General features: G+C 69.0%; 20 protein-coding genes and 1 tRNA gene. 8 read left to right on the top strand and 13 right to left on the bottom strand.

Annotation, left to right across the window (positions count from 1 at the left end):
- Positions 1-103 precede the first annotated feature (103 nt).
- Positions 104-2,359 carry a transglycosylase domain-containing protein gene (locus tag ACWD10_RS36675; RefSeq protein WP_451098044.1) on the top strand — a complete coding sequence of 752 codons (2,256 nt, stop codon included), beginning with the start codon at positions 104-106 and terminating at the stop codon, positions 2,357-2,359.
- Between the two features lie 209 nt (positions 2,360-2,568).
- Here the strand turns inward: ACWD10_RS36675 and ACWD10_RS36680 are convergent, their stop codons facing one another.
- Positions 2,569-3,033, bottom strand: coding sequence for a GatB/YqeY domain-containing protein (locus ACWD10_RS36680; protein WP_451098045.1), 465 nt, complete (start codon positions 3,031-3,033; stop codon positions 2,569-2,571).
- 76 nt (positions 3,034-3,109) lie between these two features.
- On the opposite strand from ACWD10_RS36680, the gene ACWD10_RS36685 reads away from it, so the two are divergent.
- Both ACWD10_RS36685 and ACWD10_RS36690 read left to right on the top strand, forming a co-directional pair.
- Positions 3,110-4,036: a metallophosphoesterase gene (locus tag ACWD10_RS36685; protein WP_451098046.1), complete on the top strand. Its 927-nt coding sequence runs from the start codon at positions 3,110-3,112 to the stop codon at positions 4,034-4,036.
- Between the two features lie 100 nt (positions 4,037-4,136).
- Positions 4,137-4,210, top strand: a tRNA-Pro gene (locus ACWD10_RS36690).
- Positions 4,211-4,302: 92 nt separating this feature from the next.
- Here the strand turns inward: ACWD10_RS36690 and ACWD10_RS36695 are convergent.
- From ACWD10_RS36695 to ACWD10_RS36710, 4 genes are all read right to left on the bottom strand, one after another.
- Positions 4,303-5,148, bottom strand: coding sequence for an LLM class flavin-dependent oxidoreductase (locus tag ACWD10_RS36695; RefSeq protein ID WP_451098047.1), 846 nt, complete (start codon positions 5,146-5,148; stop codon positions 4,303-4,305).
- A gap of 188 nt (positions 5,149-5,336) precedes the next feature.
- The gene (locus ACWD10_RS36700; RefSeq protein WP_451098048.1) at positions 5,337-5,909 is read right to left on the bottom strand and encodes a TlpA family protein disulfide reductase; all 573 of its coding nucleotides are present in this window, start codon (positions 5,907-5,909) and stop codon (positions 5,337-5,339) included.
- Between the two features lie 76 nt (positions 5,910-5,985).
- Positions 5,986-6,516 (bottom strand): RICIN domain-containing protein, encoded by a 531-nt coding sequence (locus ACWD10_RS36705; RefSeq protein ID WP_451098049.1) that lies wholly within the window; start codon positions 6,514-6,516, stop codon positions 5,986-5,988.
- Between the two features lie 241 nt (positions 6,517-6,757).
- Entirely contained in the window at positions 6,758-7,105 is a 348-nt protein-coding gene (locus tag ACWD10_RS36710; RefSeq protein WP_451098050.1) for a LuxR C-terminal-related transcriptional regulator, read from the bottom strand.
- Positions 7,106-7,371: 266 nt separating this feature from the next.
- Here ACWD10_RS36710 and ACWD10_RS36715 point away from each other — a divergent pair, with 266 nt between their 5' ends.
- Both ACWD10_RS36715 and ACWD10_RS36720 read left to right on the top strand, forming a co-directional pair.
- Positions 7,372-8,598 carry a hypothetical protein gene (locus ACWD10_RS36715; protein ID WP_451098051.1) on the top strand — a complete coding sequence of 409 codons (1,227 nt, stop codon included), beginning with the start codon at positions 7,372-7,374 and terminating at the stop codon, positions 8,596-8,598.
- Positions 8,599-8,682: 84 nt separating this feature from the next.
- Positions 8,683-9,144: a hypothetical protein gene (locus ACWD10_RS36720; RefSeq protein WP_451098052.1), complete on the top strand. Its 462-nt coding sequence runs from the start codon at positions 8,683-8,685 to the stop codon at positions 9,142-9,144.
- A 36-nt stretch (positions 9,145-9,180) separates the two neighbouring features.
- Here the strand turns inward: ACWD10_RS36720 and ACWD10_RS36725 are convergent, their stop codons facing one another.
- From ACWD10_RS36725 to ACWD10_RS36745, 5 genes are all read right to left on the bottom strand, one after another.
- Entirely contained in the window at positions 9,181-9,900 is a 720-nt protein-coding gene (locus ACWD10_RS36725; protein ID WP_451098053.1) for a Crp/Fnr family transcriptional regulator, read from the bottom strand.
- Between the two features lie 187 nt (positions 9,901-10,087).
- Positions 10,088-10,573: a hypothetical protein gene (locus ACWD10_RS36730; protein WP_451098054.1), complete on the bottom strand. Its 486-nt coding sequence runs from the start codon at positions 10,571-10,573 to the stop codon at positions 10,088-10,090.
- A 199-nt stretch (positions 10,574-10,772) separates the two neighbouring features.
- Entirely contained in the window at positions 10,773-12,134 is a 1,362-nt protein-coding gene (locus ACWD10_RS36735) for an NAD(P)-binding domain-containing protein (RefSeq protein WP_451098055.1), read from the bottom strand.
- A gap of 322 nt (positions 12,135-12,456) precedes the next feature.
- Positions 12,457-13,584, bottom strand: a complete 1,128-nt coding sequence (gene arsB, locus ACWD10_RS36740) for an ACR3 family arsenite efflux transporter (RefSeq protein WP_451098056.1) — start codon at positions 13,582-13,584, stop codon at positions 12,457-12,459.
- Positions 13,581-13,889, bottom strand: coding sequence for an ArsR/SmtB family transcription factor (locus ACWD10_RS36745; RefSeq protein WP_451098057.1), 309 nt, complete (start codon positions 13,887-13,889; stop codon positions 13,581-13,583). Before ACWD10_RS36745 ends, arsB begins: the two co-directional genes overlap by 4 nt.
- A gap of 50 nt (positions 13,890-13,939) precedes the next feature.
- On the opposite strand from ACWD10_RS36745, the gene ACWD10_RS36750 reads away from it, so the two are divergent.
- The gene (locus ACWD10_RS36750; protein WP_451098058.1) at positions 13,940-14,365 is read left to right on the top strand and encodes an arsenate reductase ArsC; all 426 of its coding nucleotides are present in this window, start codon (positions 13,940-13,942) and stop codon (positions 14,363-14,365) included.
- 141 nt (positions 14,366-14,506) lie between these two features.
- Positions 14,507-15,040, top strand: coding sequence for a CbrC family protein (locus ACWD10_RS36755; RefSeq protein ID WP_451098059.1), 534 nt, complete (start codon positions 14,507-14,509; stop codon positions 15,038-15,040).
- Between the two features lie 140 nt (positions 15,041-15,180).
- Here ACWD10_RS36755 and ACWD10_RS36760 read toward each other — a convergent pair whose 3' ends face one another.
- From ACWD10_RS36760 to ACWD10_RS36770, 3 genes are all read right to left on the bottom strand, one after another.
- The gene (locus ACWD10_RS36760) at positions 15,181-15,885 is read right to left on the bottom strand and encodes a cation transporter (RefSeq protein ID WP_451098060.1); all 705 of its coding nucleotides are present in this window, start codon (positions 15,883-15,885) and stop codon (positions 15,181-15,183) included.
- Between the two features lie 19 nt (positions 15,886-15,904).
- Positions 15,905-16,249: an ArsR/SmtB family transcription factor gene (locus ACWD10_RS36765; RefSeq protein WP_451098061.1), complete on the bottom strand. Its 345-nt coding sequence runs from the start codon at positions 16,247-16,249 to the stop codon at positions 15,905-15,907.
- Positions 16,250-16,394: 145 nt separating this feature from the next.
- Positions 16,395-16,625 carry a hypothetical protein gene (locus ACWD10_RS36770; protein WP_451098062.1) on the bottom strand — a complete coding sequence of 77 codons (231 nt, stop codon included), beginning with the start codon at positions 16,623-16,625 and terminating at the stop codon, positions 16,395-16,397.
- 114 nt (positions 16,626-16,739) lie between these two features.
- Between ACWD10_RS36770 and ACWD10_RS36775 the strand changes: the two genes are divergently transcribed.
- The gene (locus tag ACWD10_RS36775; RefSeq protein WP_451098063.1) at positions 16,740-18,590 is read left to right on the top strand and encodes a S9 family peptidase; all 1,851 of its coding nucleotides are present in this window, start codon (positions 16,740-16,742) and stop codon (positions 18,588-18,590) included.
- The last annotated feature ends 21 nt before the right edge of the window (positions 18,591-18,611 follow it).

Here is an 18,611-nt window from a genome sequence, read left to right on the forward strand (position 1 = left end):
GTCGCCTGCCCGGCTGCCCTTAGATGTCACGATCCGGCACTCGAACATCCCGCGAAGCAACCGCTCCGTCGGAACGTCCTTAACTACGGATTAGGCTGCCCCCATGGCAAAGAAGCGCTCGGGCGGAGGCCTGTCACCGACTCAGCAGGCCGCCAAGTTCCTCGGTGTCAGCGTCCTTTCCGGAGCGGTGCTGGCAGGAATCGCCCTGCCGGGGGTCGGTGCGCTCGGACTCGCGGCCAAAGGTTCCGTCGAGGGGTTCGACGAGATTCCGGCCAATCTCAAGCAGCCGCCGCTGAGCCAGCGCACCACCATCCTGGACAACCAGGGCGGCACCATCGCGACGGTCTTCTCGCGGGACCGCACCCTGGTGGACCTCGAGGACATCTCGCCGTACATGCAGAAGGCGATCATCGCGATCGAGGACTCGCGGTTCTACGAGCACGGCGCCGTCGACCTCAAGGGGATCCTGCGCGCGCTCAACAAGAACGCACAGTCCGGCGAGGTCTCCGAGGGCGCCTCGACCCTCACCCAGCAGTACGTCAAGAACGTCTTCATCGAGGAGGCCAAGGACGACCCGGCCAAGGTCGCCGAGGCGACCCAGCAGACCCTCGGCCGGAAGATCCGCGAGCTGAAGTACGCGATCCAGCTCGAGGACAAACTGGGCAAGAAGAAGATCCTCGAGAACTACCTGAACATCACCTTCTTCGGGCAGCAGGCGTACGGCGTCGAGGCCGCGGCGCAGCGGTACTTCTCCAAGCCCGCAAAGGACCTGAACCTGGAGCAGTCGGCGCTGCTCGCCGGCATCGTGCAGTCGCCCAGCCGGTACGACCCGGTCAACGACTCCGAGGAGGCCACCAAGCGGCGCAACGTCGTACTGCGACGGATGGCCCAGACCGGCGTCATCTCGTGGGAGCAGGCCGAGCGGGCCCAGGCCAAGGAGATCAAGCTCAACGTCAGCAAGCCCAAGAACGGCTGCATCACGGCCACCCGCGGCGCCGGCTTCTTCTGCGACTACGTCCACAAGGCGTTCCTCAACAACCCGGCGTTCGGCGAGACCCGCGAGGACCGGCTGAAGACCTGGGACCGCGGCGGCCTGCGGATCAAGACGACGCTCGACCCGCAGGCCCAGGAGTCGGTGCAGGCGGCCATAAACGACAACGTCCGGCAAGACGACGACGTGGCCACCGCGGTCTCCATCGTCGAGCCCGGCACCGGCAAGATCCTGGGCATGGGCCAGTCGCGGCCGTACGGATCCGGGAAGAACGAGCTCTCGTACAACCTCGCCGTCGACCATCGCGACGGCGGCGGCGCCAACGGCTACCAGCCGGGCTCGACATTCAAGCCGATCGTCGCCGCGGCCGCCCTGGAGCAGGGCAAGTCGCCGGGACAGACGTACAGCGCGCCGTACGAGATGGAGTACCCCAGCCCGGTCAACACCTGCTCGGGCCAGTGGAGCAACACGCAGAACGAGAAGCTGACCAACGAGAACGAGGAAGAGGTCGGCCCGTACGGCATGAAGGAGGCGACCGCGAAGTCGGTCAACACCTACTACGTCCAGCTGATCAGCGACATCGGTATCTGCCCGGTCACGTCCATGGCCGAGAAGATGGGCGTCGACCGCGCCGACGGCAAGCAGATGTCGCAGTCACCGTCCATCGCGCTCGGCACCCAGGAGGTGTCCCCGCTGACCATGGCGTCGGCGTACGCGACCTTCGCCAACCGGGGCACCTACTGCACCCCGGTGGCCATCGAGGCGGTCACCGCACCCGGCGGCAAGTCGATGAAGGTGCCCAAGACCGACTGCACGCGCGCGATGTCACGGAAGACCGCCGACACCATCAACACCCTCCTCAAGGGCGTGGTCGAGGACGGCACCGGAAAGCGGGCCGGACTCGACAGCTCCCGGCCGAGCGCGGGCAAGACCGGAACCACCGACTTCCGCTACGCGGCCTGGTTCGTGGGCTACACGCCGAACATGTCGGGCGCCGTCTGGGTCGGCGACCCGGCACACAAGCGGCAGATGACCGACATCACGATCGGCGGGAACTACTACGGCAAGGTCTACGGCGGTGAGGTGCCGGGCCCGATCTGGAAGCAGATGATGACCGGGGCCCTGGAAGGCAGGCCCGCGCCGGACTTCAACCTCGTCAAGCTCCCCAAGGACAAGGACAAGGGCAAGCCCGAGGAGGACGAGCACGGCGACGAGGACCAGCCGGACGCCCCGGAGGACGGCGGCGACGGCGGGGACGAAGAGCCCTGGCCCGACTTCACCCTGCCGCCGGACTTCATCGGCGGCGGCGGGAACGGCGGCGGAAATGGCGGCGGCAACGGCAACGGGCGCTGGCCACAGCCTCGTTGAGCCTTCGGCGGCTCGAGCCTTCGGCGGCTTGAGCCTCCGGCTCTGAGTTTTTCGCCTGTACGTAGGAGAGGGCGCTCCCTGGAGTCAGGGGGCGCCCTCTCCTACGTACGGCCTGAAAACGCCTACGCCTGAAAAGAGGAGGAACAGGAGGAGGAACAAGGGGCGAGACAGGAGAAGAGGCAGAAGGAGAGGTAGAAGCAGGGACAGAGTCAGCCCGCGAGGAGCTGCTTGACCACGGCGGCGACGCGGCCGCCCTCGGCCTGGCCCTGCACCTTCGGGTTCACGATCTTCATGACCTGGCCCATGGCGCGCGGCCCCTCGGCACCCGCGGCCTTCGCCTCCTCGACGGCCTGCGCGACGATCTCGCGCAGCTCCTCGTCGCTCAGCTGCTTGGGCAGGTAGGTGCCGAGCACCTCGCCCTCCGCGCGCTCCCGCTCGGCCTGCTCGGTACGACCGCCCTGGGCAAAGGCGTCCGCGGCCTCGCGGCGCTTCTTCGCCTCCTTGGTGATCACCTTCAGCACTTCCTCGTCGGAGAGCTCACGGGCCGACTTGCCCGAGACCTCCTCCTTGGTGATCGCGGCCAGGGTGAGCCGGAGCGTGGCGGAGCGCAGCTCGTCGCGCTCCCGGATCGCCGCGGTGAGGTCTTCCTGCAGCTTGGACTTGAGCGTGGTCATGCCCACAGTGTCGCAGGTGCGCCACGTACCGTGCCCGCCGATTTCCCGGCCGTTCACGGTCTGCAACGATAGGCACATGCGCGCGCGATACGGAGTACCTCTGGGGATGGCCGCGGCGGGTGCCGCGGGTGTGGTGTACGCGGCCGGGTTCGAGACCCGGTCCTTCCGGCTGCGGCGCGTGACCGTGCCGGTGCTCCCGGCCGGGATGCGGCCGCTGCGCGTACTTCAGGTCTCCGACATCCACATGGTGTCCGGGCAGCGCAAGAAGCGGCGCTGGCTTCAGTCGCTCGCGGGCCTGCGCCCCGACTTCGTCATCAACACGGGCGACAACCTGTCGGACCCGGAGGGCGTCCCCGAGGTCATGGACGCGCTCGGTCCGCTCCTCGACTTCCCCGGGGCGTACGTCTTCGGCTCGAACGACTACTACGGCCCCCGCCTGCGCAACCCCGCCCGCTACCTCCTGGAGAAGGCCCAGGGCCGGCACGGGCTCAACGGCAACGCGCCCGCGGTCGGCGCCGTCCACAACCCCTGGGAGCAGCTGCGCGACGGCTTCGACGCGGCGGGCTGGGTCAACCTGACCAACACCCGGGGCGCCCTGAAGATCGACGGCCGCGAGATCGGCCTGACCGGCCTCGACGACCCGCACATCCGCCGGGACCGGTACGCACGCGTGGCGGGCGGCCCGGACGCCGGCGCCGACTTCTCCCTGGCCGTGGTGCACGCCCCGTACATCCGCTCTCTGGACGCCTTCACGGAGGACGGCTACCCGCTGATCCTCGCCGGGCACACCCACGGCGGACAGCTCTGCATCCCGTTCTACGGCGCCCTGGTCACCAACTGCGACCTGGACACGGACCGGGTCAAGGGCCTCTCGCGGCACACCGCCGGGGGCCACACGTCATACCTGCACGTCTCCGCGGGCTGCGGCACCAACCGCTACACCCCGATCCGCTTCGCCTGCCCTCCGGAGGCGACACTGCTCACGCTCACACCGGTGGACTGAGGGGCTCCGGCGGCCGCCGGGAAACCGGATTTCGTCTCAGGGCGACGGTCCGCTAAAGTAATCGATGTCGCCGCGACGTGGTCAAACACAGCAGCGACATCGGGGTGTAGCGCAGCTTGGCAGCGCGCTTCGTTCGGGACGAAGAGGTCGTGGGTTCAAATCCCGCCACCCCGACAGCCGAAATACCAGGTCAGGGGCCTGATCCGCTTAGCGGGTCAGGCCCCTGAGTGGTTTGTGGGGGTCTCTTTCGAGGCGTGTTTCGGGTGTTAGAGGGCGTCGGCGAGGCGGTCGACCTGGTGAGGGTCGAGGCCGTAGCAGTAGAGCATGACTTCGTTGGCGCCGAGGTCGGTGAAGTGGGCGATGGTGGCGCGGATGTCGGTGGGGGTGGTGAGCATTCCGGCGACCATGCGGTCGGGGGTGCCGGTGAAGGTGTAGTACGCGTGCATGGCGGATCGGGCGTTGTCGATGACGGCTTCAGGGCCGAGGGCGACGTTGACCTGGGCGACGAGGCGGGGGGTGCCTGCGCGGGCGTACTGCTTCCAGAACTCGCGGACGGTGTTGAAGAGGTCGGCTGCCCAGGAGGGTGGGGCGGCGGCCAGGAAGCCGTCGCCCCAGCGGGCGGTGCGTTCGAGTGCGGCGGGTTTGAAGCCGCCGAAGAGGACTTCGGGGCCGCCGGGGCGGGCGGGTGCGGGGCCGATGGGGCCGACGTCAGTGCTGAACGGTTCGCCGGACCAGAGGCGGCGCATCAGCGCCATCTGTTCGTCGAGGCGTCGGCCTCGGGTGCGCGGGTCGGTGCCCGTGGCCCGGTGGTCGTCGTCGCGGCCGCCGATGCCCAGGCCGAGGGTCAGGCGGCCGCCGGTCATCCGGTCCAGGGTGGCGGCCTGCTTGGCCAGGAGTGCGGTGTCGCGCAGGGGGGCCAGCAGCACTTCCGTCTGGACGCGGATGCGGGACGTGGCGCCCGCGAGGACGGCGAGGGCGACCAGGGGCTCGGGGTTGTCGTAGACGAGCCGGTCGAGCAGGCCGAGGGTGCTGAAGGGTCCGGCTTCGGCGCGCTGGGCCCAGTCGAGCAGGGTGGCGGGATCGGCGATGGGCAGGCCGATGCCAATGTTCATGAGGGGAGACCTCCGACAGGAAGGGTCGACAAGGAACTGCCGCCCCTTCGGCACCTCAGCGAGGTGGGGCGTTCCCGCTCTGCGGCCTGCTTCTGGGGAACGTCTCTTCGAAGTGAACTCACCCTAGGGCGAGCTGATTTCGCCGGGCAAGCTATTTATTCGGGCCTGATGTAACTGATATATGCGCCTCAGGACGACAGCAGTGGCTTGACCACTCGTTTCAGTTCCGTCTCGCTGATCGGGCCGATCTGCGTCGCCGCGATCCGGCCCTTCGGGTCGACGACGATCGTGAACGGGTACCCGGTGGCGCTGACCATTCCCTTCGGGAGCCGGAGTAGCTGCTTGCCCTTGGGGTCGTACAGGCTTGGGTAGGCGAGCTTGGTGTCCTTCTCGAAGGCGCGCGCCGGCGTCACCGACGTGTTCACGTTCACGCCGACCACCCGTAGGCCCTTGTCGTAGAGCTCCTTGTGTACGCGCGACAGGCCCGGGGCCTCCTTGCGGCACGGGCCGCACCACGACGCCCACGCGTTGACGACGACGACCTTGCCCCGCAGCTTGTGCAGGCTGACCTGGCTGTCGCCGTCCACGCTCTTCCCCGACATCTCCGGCATCGCCACGCGGTCCGATGCCGCGTACGACGTCAGTGGAGAAGGTCTGCCCTCGTCCTCGGGGGACGGGGGCGGCGTCGAGCACCCCGCCAGTGCAGCGAGCAGGAGGGCGGCGGCAGTTGAGGCTCGTAGCGTCTTCACGAATGTGAGCATGCCACCCGCTCCCGCATCGCCCGCGGGCGGGCGGGTGCACACCGGTGCGCGGTGTGCACCCGCCCCTCGCCGCAGGTCAGGACAGGCCCCACTCCTGGCGGCCACGGGCCTTGCTCGACTCGCCGCTCTTCTCCAGGTACGGGTGCGAACCCGACTTCGTCGAGTTCGAGGCGATGACCTTGCCCTTCGCCTTGCTGTAGACCTTCGAGCCGCCGAGGACCCACTGGTGGCTCTTCCACGTCTTGTGGCAGGTGTACTGCACCAGGCGGTTCTTGGAGCCGACGGCGAGGCATTTCCCGGACTTGTCGTTCTTGATCGTGAACACCGACTTGTTCGCGGAGAGCCGCTTCAGCGTCCAGCGCTGCGTCTTGCTGCTCTTGGCGCACTTCGCCAGGACCAGCCGTGCGTTGTTCTTCTTGCTGCCGCCCATCGACAGGCACTTGCCCGGCGCCCATACGCGCTCGAGCCGGGTGTGGGCGTACGGGTTCTTCGCCTTGGCTGTCGCCTGCGGCGCCGCCTGGGGCGCCGCCTGTGCCGGCGCGGAGAAGGCGGTCATCGAGCCCGCGGCGACCGCGGCCAGCACAAGCGAACCGGCTGCCTTACGCATCAAGTCCCCCTACAAAAATGGTCGATAAGCGTCGGTCACCTGACGTTAGGCTCCAACTGCCCCTGCGCACCACGTCTCTTGGGGAGGTGAGCGAAAGGGCATTGCCTCAAAGGGCAATGCGTGGCGATGCGTTATACGTTGAGCATGCCTTCCCGGCAGTGCATTGAGCCCAACTGAGGTACGCGCTGTTTTAGCTGACGCGTTGCGCCCGCGCCTCGCAGGGCACGGGCGCAGAGCGCCGTTATGCGGCAGCGGGCTGCCGGTGTGGATCGGGAACCTTCCCCAAGTGTCGCGTGCACGACGGGTCGGAGCACAACGCGTCATGGGCCAGTGCGGACACGATCGCGGCTTGCGTCCGCGTCTCCTGTCCGAGCTTGGCCACGATGTTCGCGATGTGCGCCTTCACCGTCCGTTCCGCGATACCCAGTTCCCGCGCCAACTCCCGGTTTCCCAAACCCGTACCGAGCAGGAGAAGGACTTCCTTCTCCCGTCCGGTCAGGTCCCCCAGCCACCACACCCCGAGCCTGGGATCGTGTCCCGTGCGAAGGTGCGGACAGGTTGCATCTCCCACATCGGACCGTTTGGTCATTCCGGTCCTTCCTGACCTCTGATCTTCCCAGCAGACCCCCGTGGTCCGGGTGCGTCAGAGATCAACTCCCAATCTACCCGCGCCCTCTGACAGGACGAGGCGGGTTACGGAGTCATCAACTCCGTAACCCGCGGTGCCTGTCGCCTGCATGTTGCCCTTTGGGGAGGATCCCCTTTGTGCCATGCCTGAAGAGCCAATTTCGCTCAACCAGCGGACTTTCTAACCTCGTTGGGATCGCACATCACGAACCAACGGGGGGCAACACCGTGCACCTGATCCGCACCGGCATCCTCACCGCCACCGGAGCATCGCTCCTCCTGGGCAGCCTCGCGACTGCCGCCCCGGCCCAGCCGAACCCAGCCGCCGGCACCGCCGCCACCGCCAACGCCGCCTTCGTCCTCGACGCCGAGAGCGGCACGTTCGGCTCCACGAAGACCACCCGGAGCGCGAAAAGCGGCAGCGGAAGCAGCGGCGGCAGCAGCAGCGTCAAGGCCGTCAAGAGCTACATCGGCACCGCCACCGACACCCAGATCCTGGCCGCCGGGCAGCAGAAGGTGATCGCCGACACCACCCTCGCCTCCTCGCCGAACAAGGCCGAGCGCGCCGCCTGGGCCGCCTCCTCCAAGTTCGTCGACCTCTCGTGGCCGGACCTCGGCGCCAGCAAGTACACCGTGTACCGCGACGGCATAAAGATCGCCGACACCAAGGGGCACAGCCTCCGCGACACCGCCGTGACGCCCGGCACCCAGGCCGACTACAAGGTCTTCGGCGAGGTCAAGGGCATCGGTCACACCTGGGGTCTGAACGCCACGGTCCCGGCCTCCGACGACGCCGACACGCTCGCCGCCACCGCCGAGCGGATCGAGGCCCGGGCGAAGAAGTACTCCAAGACCACCGTGGTGTGGCGCTCCTTCATCCGGCAGAAGTGGGCCACGGTGCCGAAGAAGCTCGGCTCGGTCTCCGGCTGCAAGTACACCTCCGGCTACAAGTACCGCGGCGACAACCGCGGTTACTCCAAGAGGATCAAGGGTGCCTCGCACCGGGCCGGGGTCCGCGGCGTGATCTCGTGGACCCAGTCCAAGTACCACCTGTACCCGACGACGGGCTGGACCAAGGTCTACAAGAAGTCCGGCAAGTACGTCGCCAAGCGCAAGGCCAGCACCAAGAAGATCGACTTCCGGACGATGTCGAGGTTCAACGGCAAGACCCGTGCCGTGCGCGGCCGCGTCGAGGCCACCGACCCGTTCTGCCCCTCGTCCGGGCCGCGCCGGGCGGGCATCGGCGCCACCTTCGATCTGCGGCTGGCGCGCAACGGTGACTTCTACGCGTCCGGCAAGTACCGCAAGGCTCCGGACCACGAGCTGTACCTGTACGGCCACAAGGGCAGCAAGCACTCCACCAAGGTCGTGCACCGGTCGAAGATGAACAGTCTGCTCTGTCTGTCCCAGCCGATGTGTGAGCGCGGCACGATAGGTAACAGCGGCCGCTACTGACCCCTGGGCCCCAGGTCGGAGGCGCGGTGGAACAATGGTCGGGGAACAGGGCGCCACCTGGCGTTCTGCTCGAAGGGGGTTGACGTGACTGTCACTTGGCGCGGCGCTTTCCGCTACGCGCTCACCGTTGTCGTCCTGTCATGGGTGATCGGTATCGGTGTCGAGCTCGCGCTGACCGCCTTCGACGGTTCCGGCGGCTGGAGGGCCACCACGGTGGCGGATCCCTGGGTGTTGATCTTCCCGGCCGCTGCCATCGTGTCTCTGACGGTCGCCCGTCGTTTCCTGGCGCCCCTGCCGCGCTGGCGGGTGATGCTGGTCGACGGTGGCCTTTACACGGTCCTCCTGCTGGTGTGCGGCGGCCTCACCGCCTGGGCTGCCGGGGACGAGGCGCCGGTCGACAGCGCGTTCGTGACGGGCATCTTCGCGCTGTTCAGTCTTCAGCTCCCGGCGGCGTGGTTGTTGTCCGTCTGGCGTTCGGGGCACTTGGAGGTCGTGCTTGCGCCGATGGCCGCGACCGACCGGTGCTCCTCGAGCCCCACGCCCTGACCTGCCCAAACGCCGTCCTGGGGCGTGGTCCGGCGGCTAGCCGGCCTCGTCCCGGAGGCGGTCCGGGTCGAGGATCGTGATGCGGCCCCGGGCGAGGCGGAGCAGGCCGCGGTCGGCGAACTCGCGCAGCGTCTTGGTGCAGGTTTCGCGGGACGTACCGGCCAGTGCGGCGAGCTGTTCGTGGGTGAGGGCGATCTGCCCGTGCCGGGCCGTGGGCCGCAGCGGGCCCGCCGGGGGCTGGGCGAGGGTGAGGGTGTCCAGGGTGGTGGCGACGCGTTGGGAGACCGTCTTGAAGACACTGTCGGACAGCCGCTGTTCGAGGCCGGCGAGGCGCTGGCCGAGGATCGCGGTGATACGGGCGGCGATGCGGGCGTCGGCGAGCAGGAACCGGTTGACGTCGCCCCGGCTCATGACGCAGACGGCGACGTCGTCGAGGGCCTCGGCATAGTTGCCGTACATCCGCTGCCCGAGCAGGACCATCTCACCGAAGATCGTGCCGGGCGTGACGATGGCGGTGGTGAGGGCCCGGCCGTCCGCGGAGACGCGGAAGATGCGCACCCTTCCCTTCTTGAGGATGAAGAGCACCTCGCTGGGCTCGGTCGGAGAGAACAGGATCTCCCCGGCCGCGTACGTCTTCATCGGGGCGGCCTCCGCGATGCGGGCCATCTCCTCCTCGCTGAGGTCGCAGAAGATGTCGACCTCGGCGAGACACCAGGTCTTGTCCTCCGTCACGTCCGCGGCTGCGGTGTCGGTCATGCGGGATATCTCCTCGCGTCGTCCCGGGGCCCAGGGTGGTGGCGCATCGCCCCACGCCGGCTTGGCCAGCGCCTGTGTGCTGTCAGCCAGACAGTAGGGCGCCGAGGCGCGAGCCGGGGTGCCGCCATGCGGTGCGGCACCCCGGTGTGGCGTTCCCGGATCGGGCTTTGACGCCGACGCCATCGGGTCAGCCTCCGGCCCCGCTCGACTCCTTGCCCATCGCCCGCGCGATGCTCGCGAAAGCGAGGCCGGCGAGCCCACCGAACACCAGGTGAGCGCCGAGGCTGGAGCTCGACACGGCGTCCCACGTGAAGACGGGCATGCCCATATTCGCGGGCATGATCCACAGGGCGCCGACCACCCACCACACGGCGCCGTAAGCCAGGCCGAGGACGACGGCGGGGGCCAGCTGCTGGGCGAACCGGCCGAGCAGTAGACCGAAGCCGACTCCGGCGAACAGTGCGATGGCGAGGTGGACGAGCCAGCCCACGAACGCGTTCGTGGTGCCGAGGAGCCCGGCCACCATCGTGATCATCGCGGTGTCCATCACGGGCCTGGACACCGACATCCAGATGCCCATCCCGACACCGCCGACGAGACCGGCCGCGGCGCCCCAGGCCTCGTACGCGGGAAGGGCGGCGACACCGGGTGAAACATGAACGGTTGTGGCCATAGGGATCGTCCTCCTCCGGCCGTTCTTGCTTCCTTATGTGCTTCTTACTCTGGCTTTCGGTGCCAGGCTAGGGCGGGTGCTATGTGCAGGTATGTGAGGAGGCTTACGTACCTGTGGGTAGCGGAGGCGGCGCCTCGGACCTGCCGTGGGCGGATCCGCGAGGGTGCGTACCTCGTACGTTCGCGCTGTAGCCCGGGGCTCAGCAGCAGCCGTTGGTCTCCAGGGCGTTGGGGGCGCTGGGGGCGCTGGAGGCGCTGGAGGCGCTGGAGGCGCTGGAGAGGCCCGCTCCGCTGCAGACGCCGGTCTCGGGCAGGGTCAACTCGACGCGGGCCGCGGCCTCCTGGTCGCCCGCGAGGGCGGCGGCGATGGAGCGGACCTGTTCGTAGCCGGTCATGGCGAGGAAGGTCGGGGCGCGGCCGTACGACTTCATACCGGCCAGGTAGACGTCGCCCTCCGGGTGGGAGAGCTCGTGCGCGCCGTGCGGGTAGACGGTGCCGCAGGAGTGCTGGTTGGGGTCGATGAGCGGGGCCAACTCGACCGGGGCTTCGAGGCGTTCGTCGAGGTTGAGGCGGAGCTCGGAGAGGAAGGAGAGGTCGGGGCGGAAGCCGGTGAGGACGATCACCTCGTCGACCGGGTCGAGGCGGCGGCCGTCTTCGGCTACGAGGATCAGGCGGTTGTCGTCGCCATCAGCGGCGTGGCCGGTTTCGCGTTCGACGGTCTCGGTGCGGAAGCCCGTGATGGCGCTCGCGTGTCCGGCCTCGACGGCGGCCTTGGCCGCGAGGCCGAGCGCGCCGCGGGCGGGGAGCTGGTCGGCCTCGCCGCCGCCGTAAGTGGAGCCGGAGATGCCGCGCCGCAGCACCCACACGGCGTGCGTGTCCGGGTGCTCCTCGGCCACCTCCGCGAGGGTGGCGAGCGCGGTGAAGGCGGAGGCTCCGGAGCCGATGACGGCGATGCGCTTACCGGCGTAACGAGCCCGTACGGTCGGGTCGTTGAGGTCGGGCACGCGGTAGGTGATGCGGTCCGCGGCGGCCTTCTCGCCGAGCGCCGGAAGCCCGCTGCCACCGGCCGGGCCGGGTGTGGTCCAGGTGCCTGAGGCGTCGATGACGGCGCGCGCGAAGAGGCGTTCTTCGCGGCCGTCCGCGGTGGTGAGGTGCACGACGAACGGCTGGACCTCGCGGTCGGCGTCGACGATGCGGTCACGTCCCGCGCGGGAGACGCCGGTGACGCGGGCGCCGTAGCGGACCTTGTCGCCGAGTGCGTCGGCGAGCGGCTGCAGGTAGGCGGTCGCCCAGTCGCCGCCGGTCGGGTACGTGGCCGGGTCGGGGGCGGTCCAGCCGGTGGGGGCGAGGAGCTTCTCGGCGGCCGGGTCGATGACCTCGCCCCAGGTGGAGAAGAGCCGGACGTGCGCCCAGTCGCGTACGGCGGTCGCGGCGGTGGCGCCCCGTTCCAGGACCAGCGGGGTCAGGCCGCGGTCGAGGACGTGTACGGCGGCGGCCAGACCGATGGGGCCTGCCCCGATGACGACGACGGGGAGTCCGGCGGTGGTGGCTGGAGTGGTCATGGCAGGGGTGTCCTCCGGCGTCGTGCGGCTGGTGGTGGTGGCGGTGCGGGGCTCGCCCCGGTTGGCCGCTTGTTTCGATTGTTGTCGATACCATGGGGCAGCCTGCATCCTGCATCGACAGATGTCAACATAGACGTACGTCGAAATTGACGAGACCCGGAAACGCTCGCTTCTTCAGTAGCGGCTTACTTCAGTAACCGCTTCATTCAGTAACGGCTTCGTACTCCCGCAGCCGGGGGACATCCCCGGCCCCCCGGCGGCGGCGAGCCCGGCCTGGCCTGGCCTGGCTCGCCGCCGATCACCACCACATCCGCGTACGCCGTCACTGAACGGCCGGAGCGAACTTCTTGCGCCAGGCCAGGGAGACGTACACGAGGGCGACCAGGACCGGGACCTCGATGAGCGGTCCGACGACACCCGAGAGTGCCTGGCCGGACGTCACGCCGAAGGTGGCGATGGCGACCGCGATGGCCAGCTCGAAGTTGTTCCCGGCTGCCGTGAAGGCCAGGGTCGCGGTGCGGTCGTACGCGAGACCGATGGCCTTGCCGAGTGCGAAGGTGCCGAACCACATCAGCGCGAAGTACACGAGCAGCGGGAGCGCGATACGGGCGACGTCCAGGGGCTGAGAGGTGATCGTCTTTCCCTGGAGTGCGAAGAGGATGACGATCGTGAAGAGCAGGCCGTACAGCGCCCAAGGACCGATCTTCGGCAGGAAGTTGGACTCGTACGCCTCGCGGCCCAGCTTCTTCTCGCCGATACGGCGGGTCAGGAACCCGGCGAGCAGCGGGATGCCGAGGAAGATGACGACGTTGAGGGCGATCTTCCACATGGAGATGTCGAGGTCCTGTCCGCCCCCGAGGCCCAGCCAGCCGGGCAGCAGGTCGAGGTAGAACCAGCCGAGCAGGCCGAACGCGATGACCTGGAAGACCGAGTTCAGGGCGACGAGCACGGCGGCGGCCTCGCGGTGGCCGCAGGCGAGGTCGTTCCAGATGATCACCATGGCGATGCAGCGGGCCAGGCCGACGATGATCAGGCCGGTGCGGTACTCGGGCAGGTCCGGCAGGAAGATCCAGGCGAGCGCGAACATCACCGCCGGGCCGACGATCCAGTTGATGACCAGCGACGACGCCATGAGCTTGCGGTCGCCGGTGACGGCGTCGAGCTTGTCGTAGCGGACCTTCGCGAGGACCGGATACATCATCACGAGCAGGCCGAGGGCGATCGGCAGCGAGATGCCGCCGAGCTCGACCTTCGCCAGTACGTCGTTCAGGCCGGGGATCACCCGCCCGAGCCCCAGGCCTACGGCCATCGCGATCAGGATCCAGACGGCAAGGAAGCGGTCGAGCGTCGACAGCTTCGCGACGACCGACCCCTCCTCGCCCGTTCTCATCTCGCTCGTCTCGCTTGTCCCGCTCGTCTCGGTGGCGGCGGATGATTCGGTGCGGGTCACGGGCAGGCCCTCTTGATGTCGGCGTTGGCACGGGCGGTCTCCGCCAGCTCGGCGAACTGGGCGGCGACGGAGGCGACGACGTCCGGGCGGAGCCGGTAGTACGTGAAGCGCCCGCACGGCTCGGTCTCGACGACCCCGGCCTCGCGCAGGACTCTCAGGTGATTGGAGAGGTTGGTCTGCTTGGCACCGGTCTCCTCTACGAGGTGGGTGGTGCACAGCGTCTCGCGGGCGAGCAGGGTCACGATCTGGAGCCTGAGCGGGTCGGCAAGCACCCGGATCAGGTCAGTGTCGACTGACGTCATCATGGGCTGATACTGTCACATCACTCGACACTGATGCCAGTAAGGAAGACTCCATGGCCTCCGCCCCGCTCGCCTCCGTCCTCTTCGTCTGCGTCCACAACGCCGGCCGTTCGCAGATGGCCGCCGGGTTCCTCGACCACCTCGCGGGCGACCGCGTCGAGGTCCGCTCCGCCGGTTCCCTCCCCGGCGACCAGGTCAACCCGGCCGCCGTCGAGGCCATGAAGGAGGTCGGCGTCGACATCTCCGGCGCCACTCCCAAGGTCCTGACCACGGAGGCCGTCCAGGCGTCCGACTACGTGATCACCATGGGCTGCGGGGACGCCTGCCCGATCTTCCCCGGCAAGAAGTACCTGGACTGGGAGCTGGAGGACCCGGCGGGCAAGGGGGTCGAGTCCGTACGCCCGATCCGCGATCAGATCAAGACCCGTATCGAGGCCCTGATCGCCGAGATCGACGCGGAGCAAGGAGAGAAGGCTTAGCGGAGCAAGAAGAAGGCTTACAAGCCATCTCAATGGGCCGGGGACTCCGACCTCACGCTTGATTGAGGACCTGCTCGCAGACAGACTGCTCGTTATGGCATCAGTGGGCAGTGCCCCCAGGGCATGGATCGAAAAATGCCGATGAGTGCCGACCTGCCCTTCTTCCGTTATCACCCGGATCCCCTCGCAAGCGGGTCCATCCGGGCGGCCGCCGAAACGTGCGCCTGCTGCAAGCGCAACATGGGATGGATCTACACGGCCACCTTCTACACCGCTCAGGACGTCAGCGGACGGTTCTGCCCATGGTGCATCGCAGACGGGAGCGCGGCTGAACGCTTCGCTGGCGAATTCACCGACTCCTACGGGCTCGACGGTGTCAGCGAGGACGTCTTGCATGAGGTCACCCGCCGCACCCCTGGTTTCCATGCCTGGCAGGATCCGCACTGGCTCGTCCACTGCCAGGACGCGGCGGCCTTCGTGGGCGAAGTCGGATACGCCGAGCTTGCGGCGCATCCCGAAGCACTCGACCAGTTGCGGACGGAGATGCGCATCGATGGCTGGCACGACGAGAACCGGCTTGAGCACTTCCTGACCAGCCTGGGTGAGGGGGCAAGCGCCATGCTCTTCCGCTGCACCGACTGCGGAGCCCACCTCGCCTACGCCGACGCGTCCTGAGTATCGTCCGCGCTGGTGAGTCTGCGGTAGCAGATGAGGGTGCAGGCGATGCTGGCGAAAGCCAGGAAGTGACGCGGACGGGGACAGAGGGCTTGGCTAAGCCAGCGGAGGGCTTGGCTAAGCCAGCGGCATCAGCGTCATCAGCAGCAGGCGCAGCCCCCGGAGCACCCCTCCGTGCGCGGAGCGGCAGCCGTCGGCATGGCAGGAGCGCAGCAGCCGTCGCCGCGCCAGGCGTTTTTCCCCTCCTTCACCGCGATCGCGGCGATGACGAGGGCGGCGGCGGGGTCGGCCCAGGTCCAGCCGAGTGCGGCGTTGGCGACGAGGCCGACGAGCAGGACGGCCGAGAGATAGGTGCACAGGAGCGTCTGCTTGGAGTCCGCGACGGCCGAGGCGGAACCGAGTTCGCGTCCCGCCCTGCGCTGCGCCGCCGACAGGAACGGCATCACCGCGAGCGAGACGGCGGCCAGAACGATGCCGATGACCGACCGGTCGGCCTCGCCCGCGCCCAGGCCCACCGCGCCCGCGCCCGCGAGCGTGGATACGGATTCCACGGCGACGTACGCAGCGAGCGCGAAGAAGGAGACGGCGATGATCCGCAACGCCCGGCGCTCCCTGGCCGCCCGCACCGCGGGGTCTGCCGCCGAGAACTGCCAGGCGACCGCGGCCGCCGACGACACCTCGATGACCGAGTCGAGCCCGAAGCCGATGAGCGCGCTGGAGGACGCGGCGACCCCGGCAGCGAGGGCGATGACGGCCTCGATGATGTTGTAGGCGATCGTCACGCGCACCAGGAGGCGTATGCGGCGGGTGAGAACGTCGCGTCGGGCCAGGGGCGGCGTCAACATCCGCACCACCGCCGCGGACTCATGAGCAGCAGCCCTTCTCGTCCGCGTCCGGGCAGCTGCCGTCGGCCGACGTAGCGACCGCCACGACCGCGGTGCGCAGATCGTCCAGGGCGTGAGCCAGGCGAGGGTCGGCGAGTTCGTAGCGCGTACGGCGGCCGACCGGGACGCCGACGACGAGGCCGCAGTCGCGCAGACAGGCCAGGTGGTTGGAGAGCCGGGTGCGGGAGATCCCCAACTCCTCGGCCAGGTCGGACGGATGAGCCGGAGCCTCGCGCAGCGCGAGAAGCAGTCGGCAACGGATCGGATCGGCAAGCGCACGGCCGAAGCGAACGAGGACCTCGACCTCGGAAGCAAGAGTCAGCACACCAGGAGAGTACAAGGAATCCTGAATTCAGGAAATCCTGTCAGTTAGTGAGCGGTGCTGGCGTGCCGGATGGCGAGGTGTCAGGCGGTGGGTGCCGGGCGATGAGCCAGGCGGTGAGGTCTGCGGTGAGGTCTGCGGTGAGGTCTCAGCCGGCGGACTCGGTGGTGGGGTGTCCGTGGTAGCCGTGGCGACGGGCCTGGACCCTCTGCTGCATGCCGCGGGTCTTCGCCGCGATGGACTGGATCTCCGGCTTGGTGCCCTTGGCCTTGGCCTGGGCCGCGGAGAGCTTGGCGTGCTGAGGGTCCTTGGGGTTGTTGGACTTGCTGGGGTTGTTGGACTTGCTGGGGTTATTGCGACCGCGGGCGCTCTTGGACATAACCCGCTCTCCTCCTCGCTCCGGGGTGGATACACACCCCACTGTCCCCCCGCCACCTGGGATCGGCATCCCCAGCCGGGAAGTTATCCACAGGCTGGGGGTCTCGCGGACGGGATGTCTGCGGAGCCAGGCAGTATGGGGGTCATGACTGCTGAGATGCCCGTCTGGGAGAAGCGCTTCAGGGCGCCACGCGTGTCACTGCCCGACTGGGCCGAGGACGCGCCGGACCGCTCGCTGTTCGTGTCCAACGCGACCGGCACGTACGAGCTGTACGCCTGGGACCGGGCGACCGGCGAGCAGCGCCAGATAACGGACCGGCCGAACGGCACGACGGACGGTGTGCTGACCCCGGACGGCGAGTGGATCTGGTGGTTCTCGGACACGGACGGCGACGAGTTCGGCGTGTGGATGCGCCAGCCCTTCGCGGGCGGCGCGGACGAGCCCGCGGCGAAGGGCCTGGACGCCTCGTACCCGGCGGGCCTGGCGCTCGCGCGGGACGGGGTCACGGCGGTGGTGGGCCGGTCCACCGACGAGGAGGGCTCAACGGTCCATGTCGTACGGACGGACGGGACCGAGGCCCCGGTCGAGATCTACCGGCACCGCGAGTCGGCGGGCGTCGGTGACCTCTCGTACGACGGGACGCTGATCGCCCTGGAGCACACCGAGCACGGCGACGCGATGCACTCCGCGCTGCGCGTGGTCCGGCTCGACGGAAGCACGGTCGCGGAGCTCGACGACACCAAGGGCGGCACGAAGGAGCTGGGCCTGGAGGTCCTCGGCTTCGCCCCGGTGGACGGCGACACCCGGCTGCTCGTCGGGCACCAGCGGCGCGGGCGCTGGGAGCCGATGGTGTGGGACGTGGCGACCGGTGCGGAGCTCGACCTGGAGCTGGAGCTGCCGGGGGACGTCGGCGCCGAGTGGTACCCGGACGGCTCGGGGCTGCTCATCGCGCACAGCTTCGAGGCGCGCAGCGAGCTCTTCCGGCTCGACCTCACGGGCGGGGCGGGGACCGCTGCGGGCGGGTCCGCGAGTCGGCTGACCCGGGTGGACACCCCGGCCGGTTCCGTCTCGGGGGCGACGGCCCGGCCGGACGGCTCCGTCGAGTTCCTGTGGTCCTCGGCCGCCGAGCCGCCCCGGGTCCGCTCGACCAGCGGCACCGTGGTGCTCGACCCGCCAGGTGCGAAGGCGCCGGGTTCGGTGCCGGTGGAGGACGCGTGGGTCGAGGGGCCCGGCGGCCGGATCCACGCGTTGGTGCAGCGGCCGGTGGGGCGGGGCGACAGCCCGTTCCCGACGGTCTTCGAGATACACGGCGGCCCGACGCACCACGACAGTGACGCCTTCGCGGCGGGCCCGGCGGCCTGGCTCGACCACGGGTACGCGGTCATACGCGTCAACTACCGCGGCTCCACGGGGTACGGCCGCGCTTGGACGGACGCCCTGAAGCACCGCGTCGGCCTGATCGAGCTGGAGGACATCGCGGCGGTGCGCGAGTGGGCGGTGGCCTCGGGCCTGGCCGACCCGGCGCGCCTGATCCTCGCGGGCGGTTCGTGGGGCGGCTACCTCACGCTGCTCGGCCTCGGCACCCAGCCGGACGCCTGGGCGCTCGGCCTGGCCGCGGTGCCGGTGGCGGACTACGTCACGGCGTACCACGACGAGATGGAGGCCCTGAAGTCGATGGACCGCACGCTCCTCGGCGGCACGCCGGAGGAGGTCCCGGAGCGGTTCGAGGCGTCGTCCCCGATCACGTACGTGGACCAGGTGAAGGCACCCGTCTACATATCGGCCGGGATGAACGACCCACGCTGCCCGATCCGCCAGATCGAAAACTACGTCGACCGGCTCGCGGCCCGGGGCGCGGTGCACGAGGTGTACCGGTACGACGCGGGGCACGGGTCGCTCGTGGTGGACGAGCGGATCAAGCAGGTGCAGCTCGAGCTGGACTTCGTGGAGCGGCATTTGGGGTGACGGACGAGGGGGAGCGCACCC

The organism is Streptomyces sp. NPDC002851 (assembly GCF_053591935.1).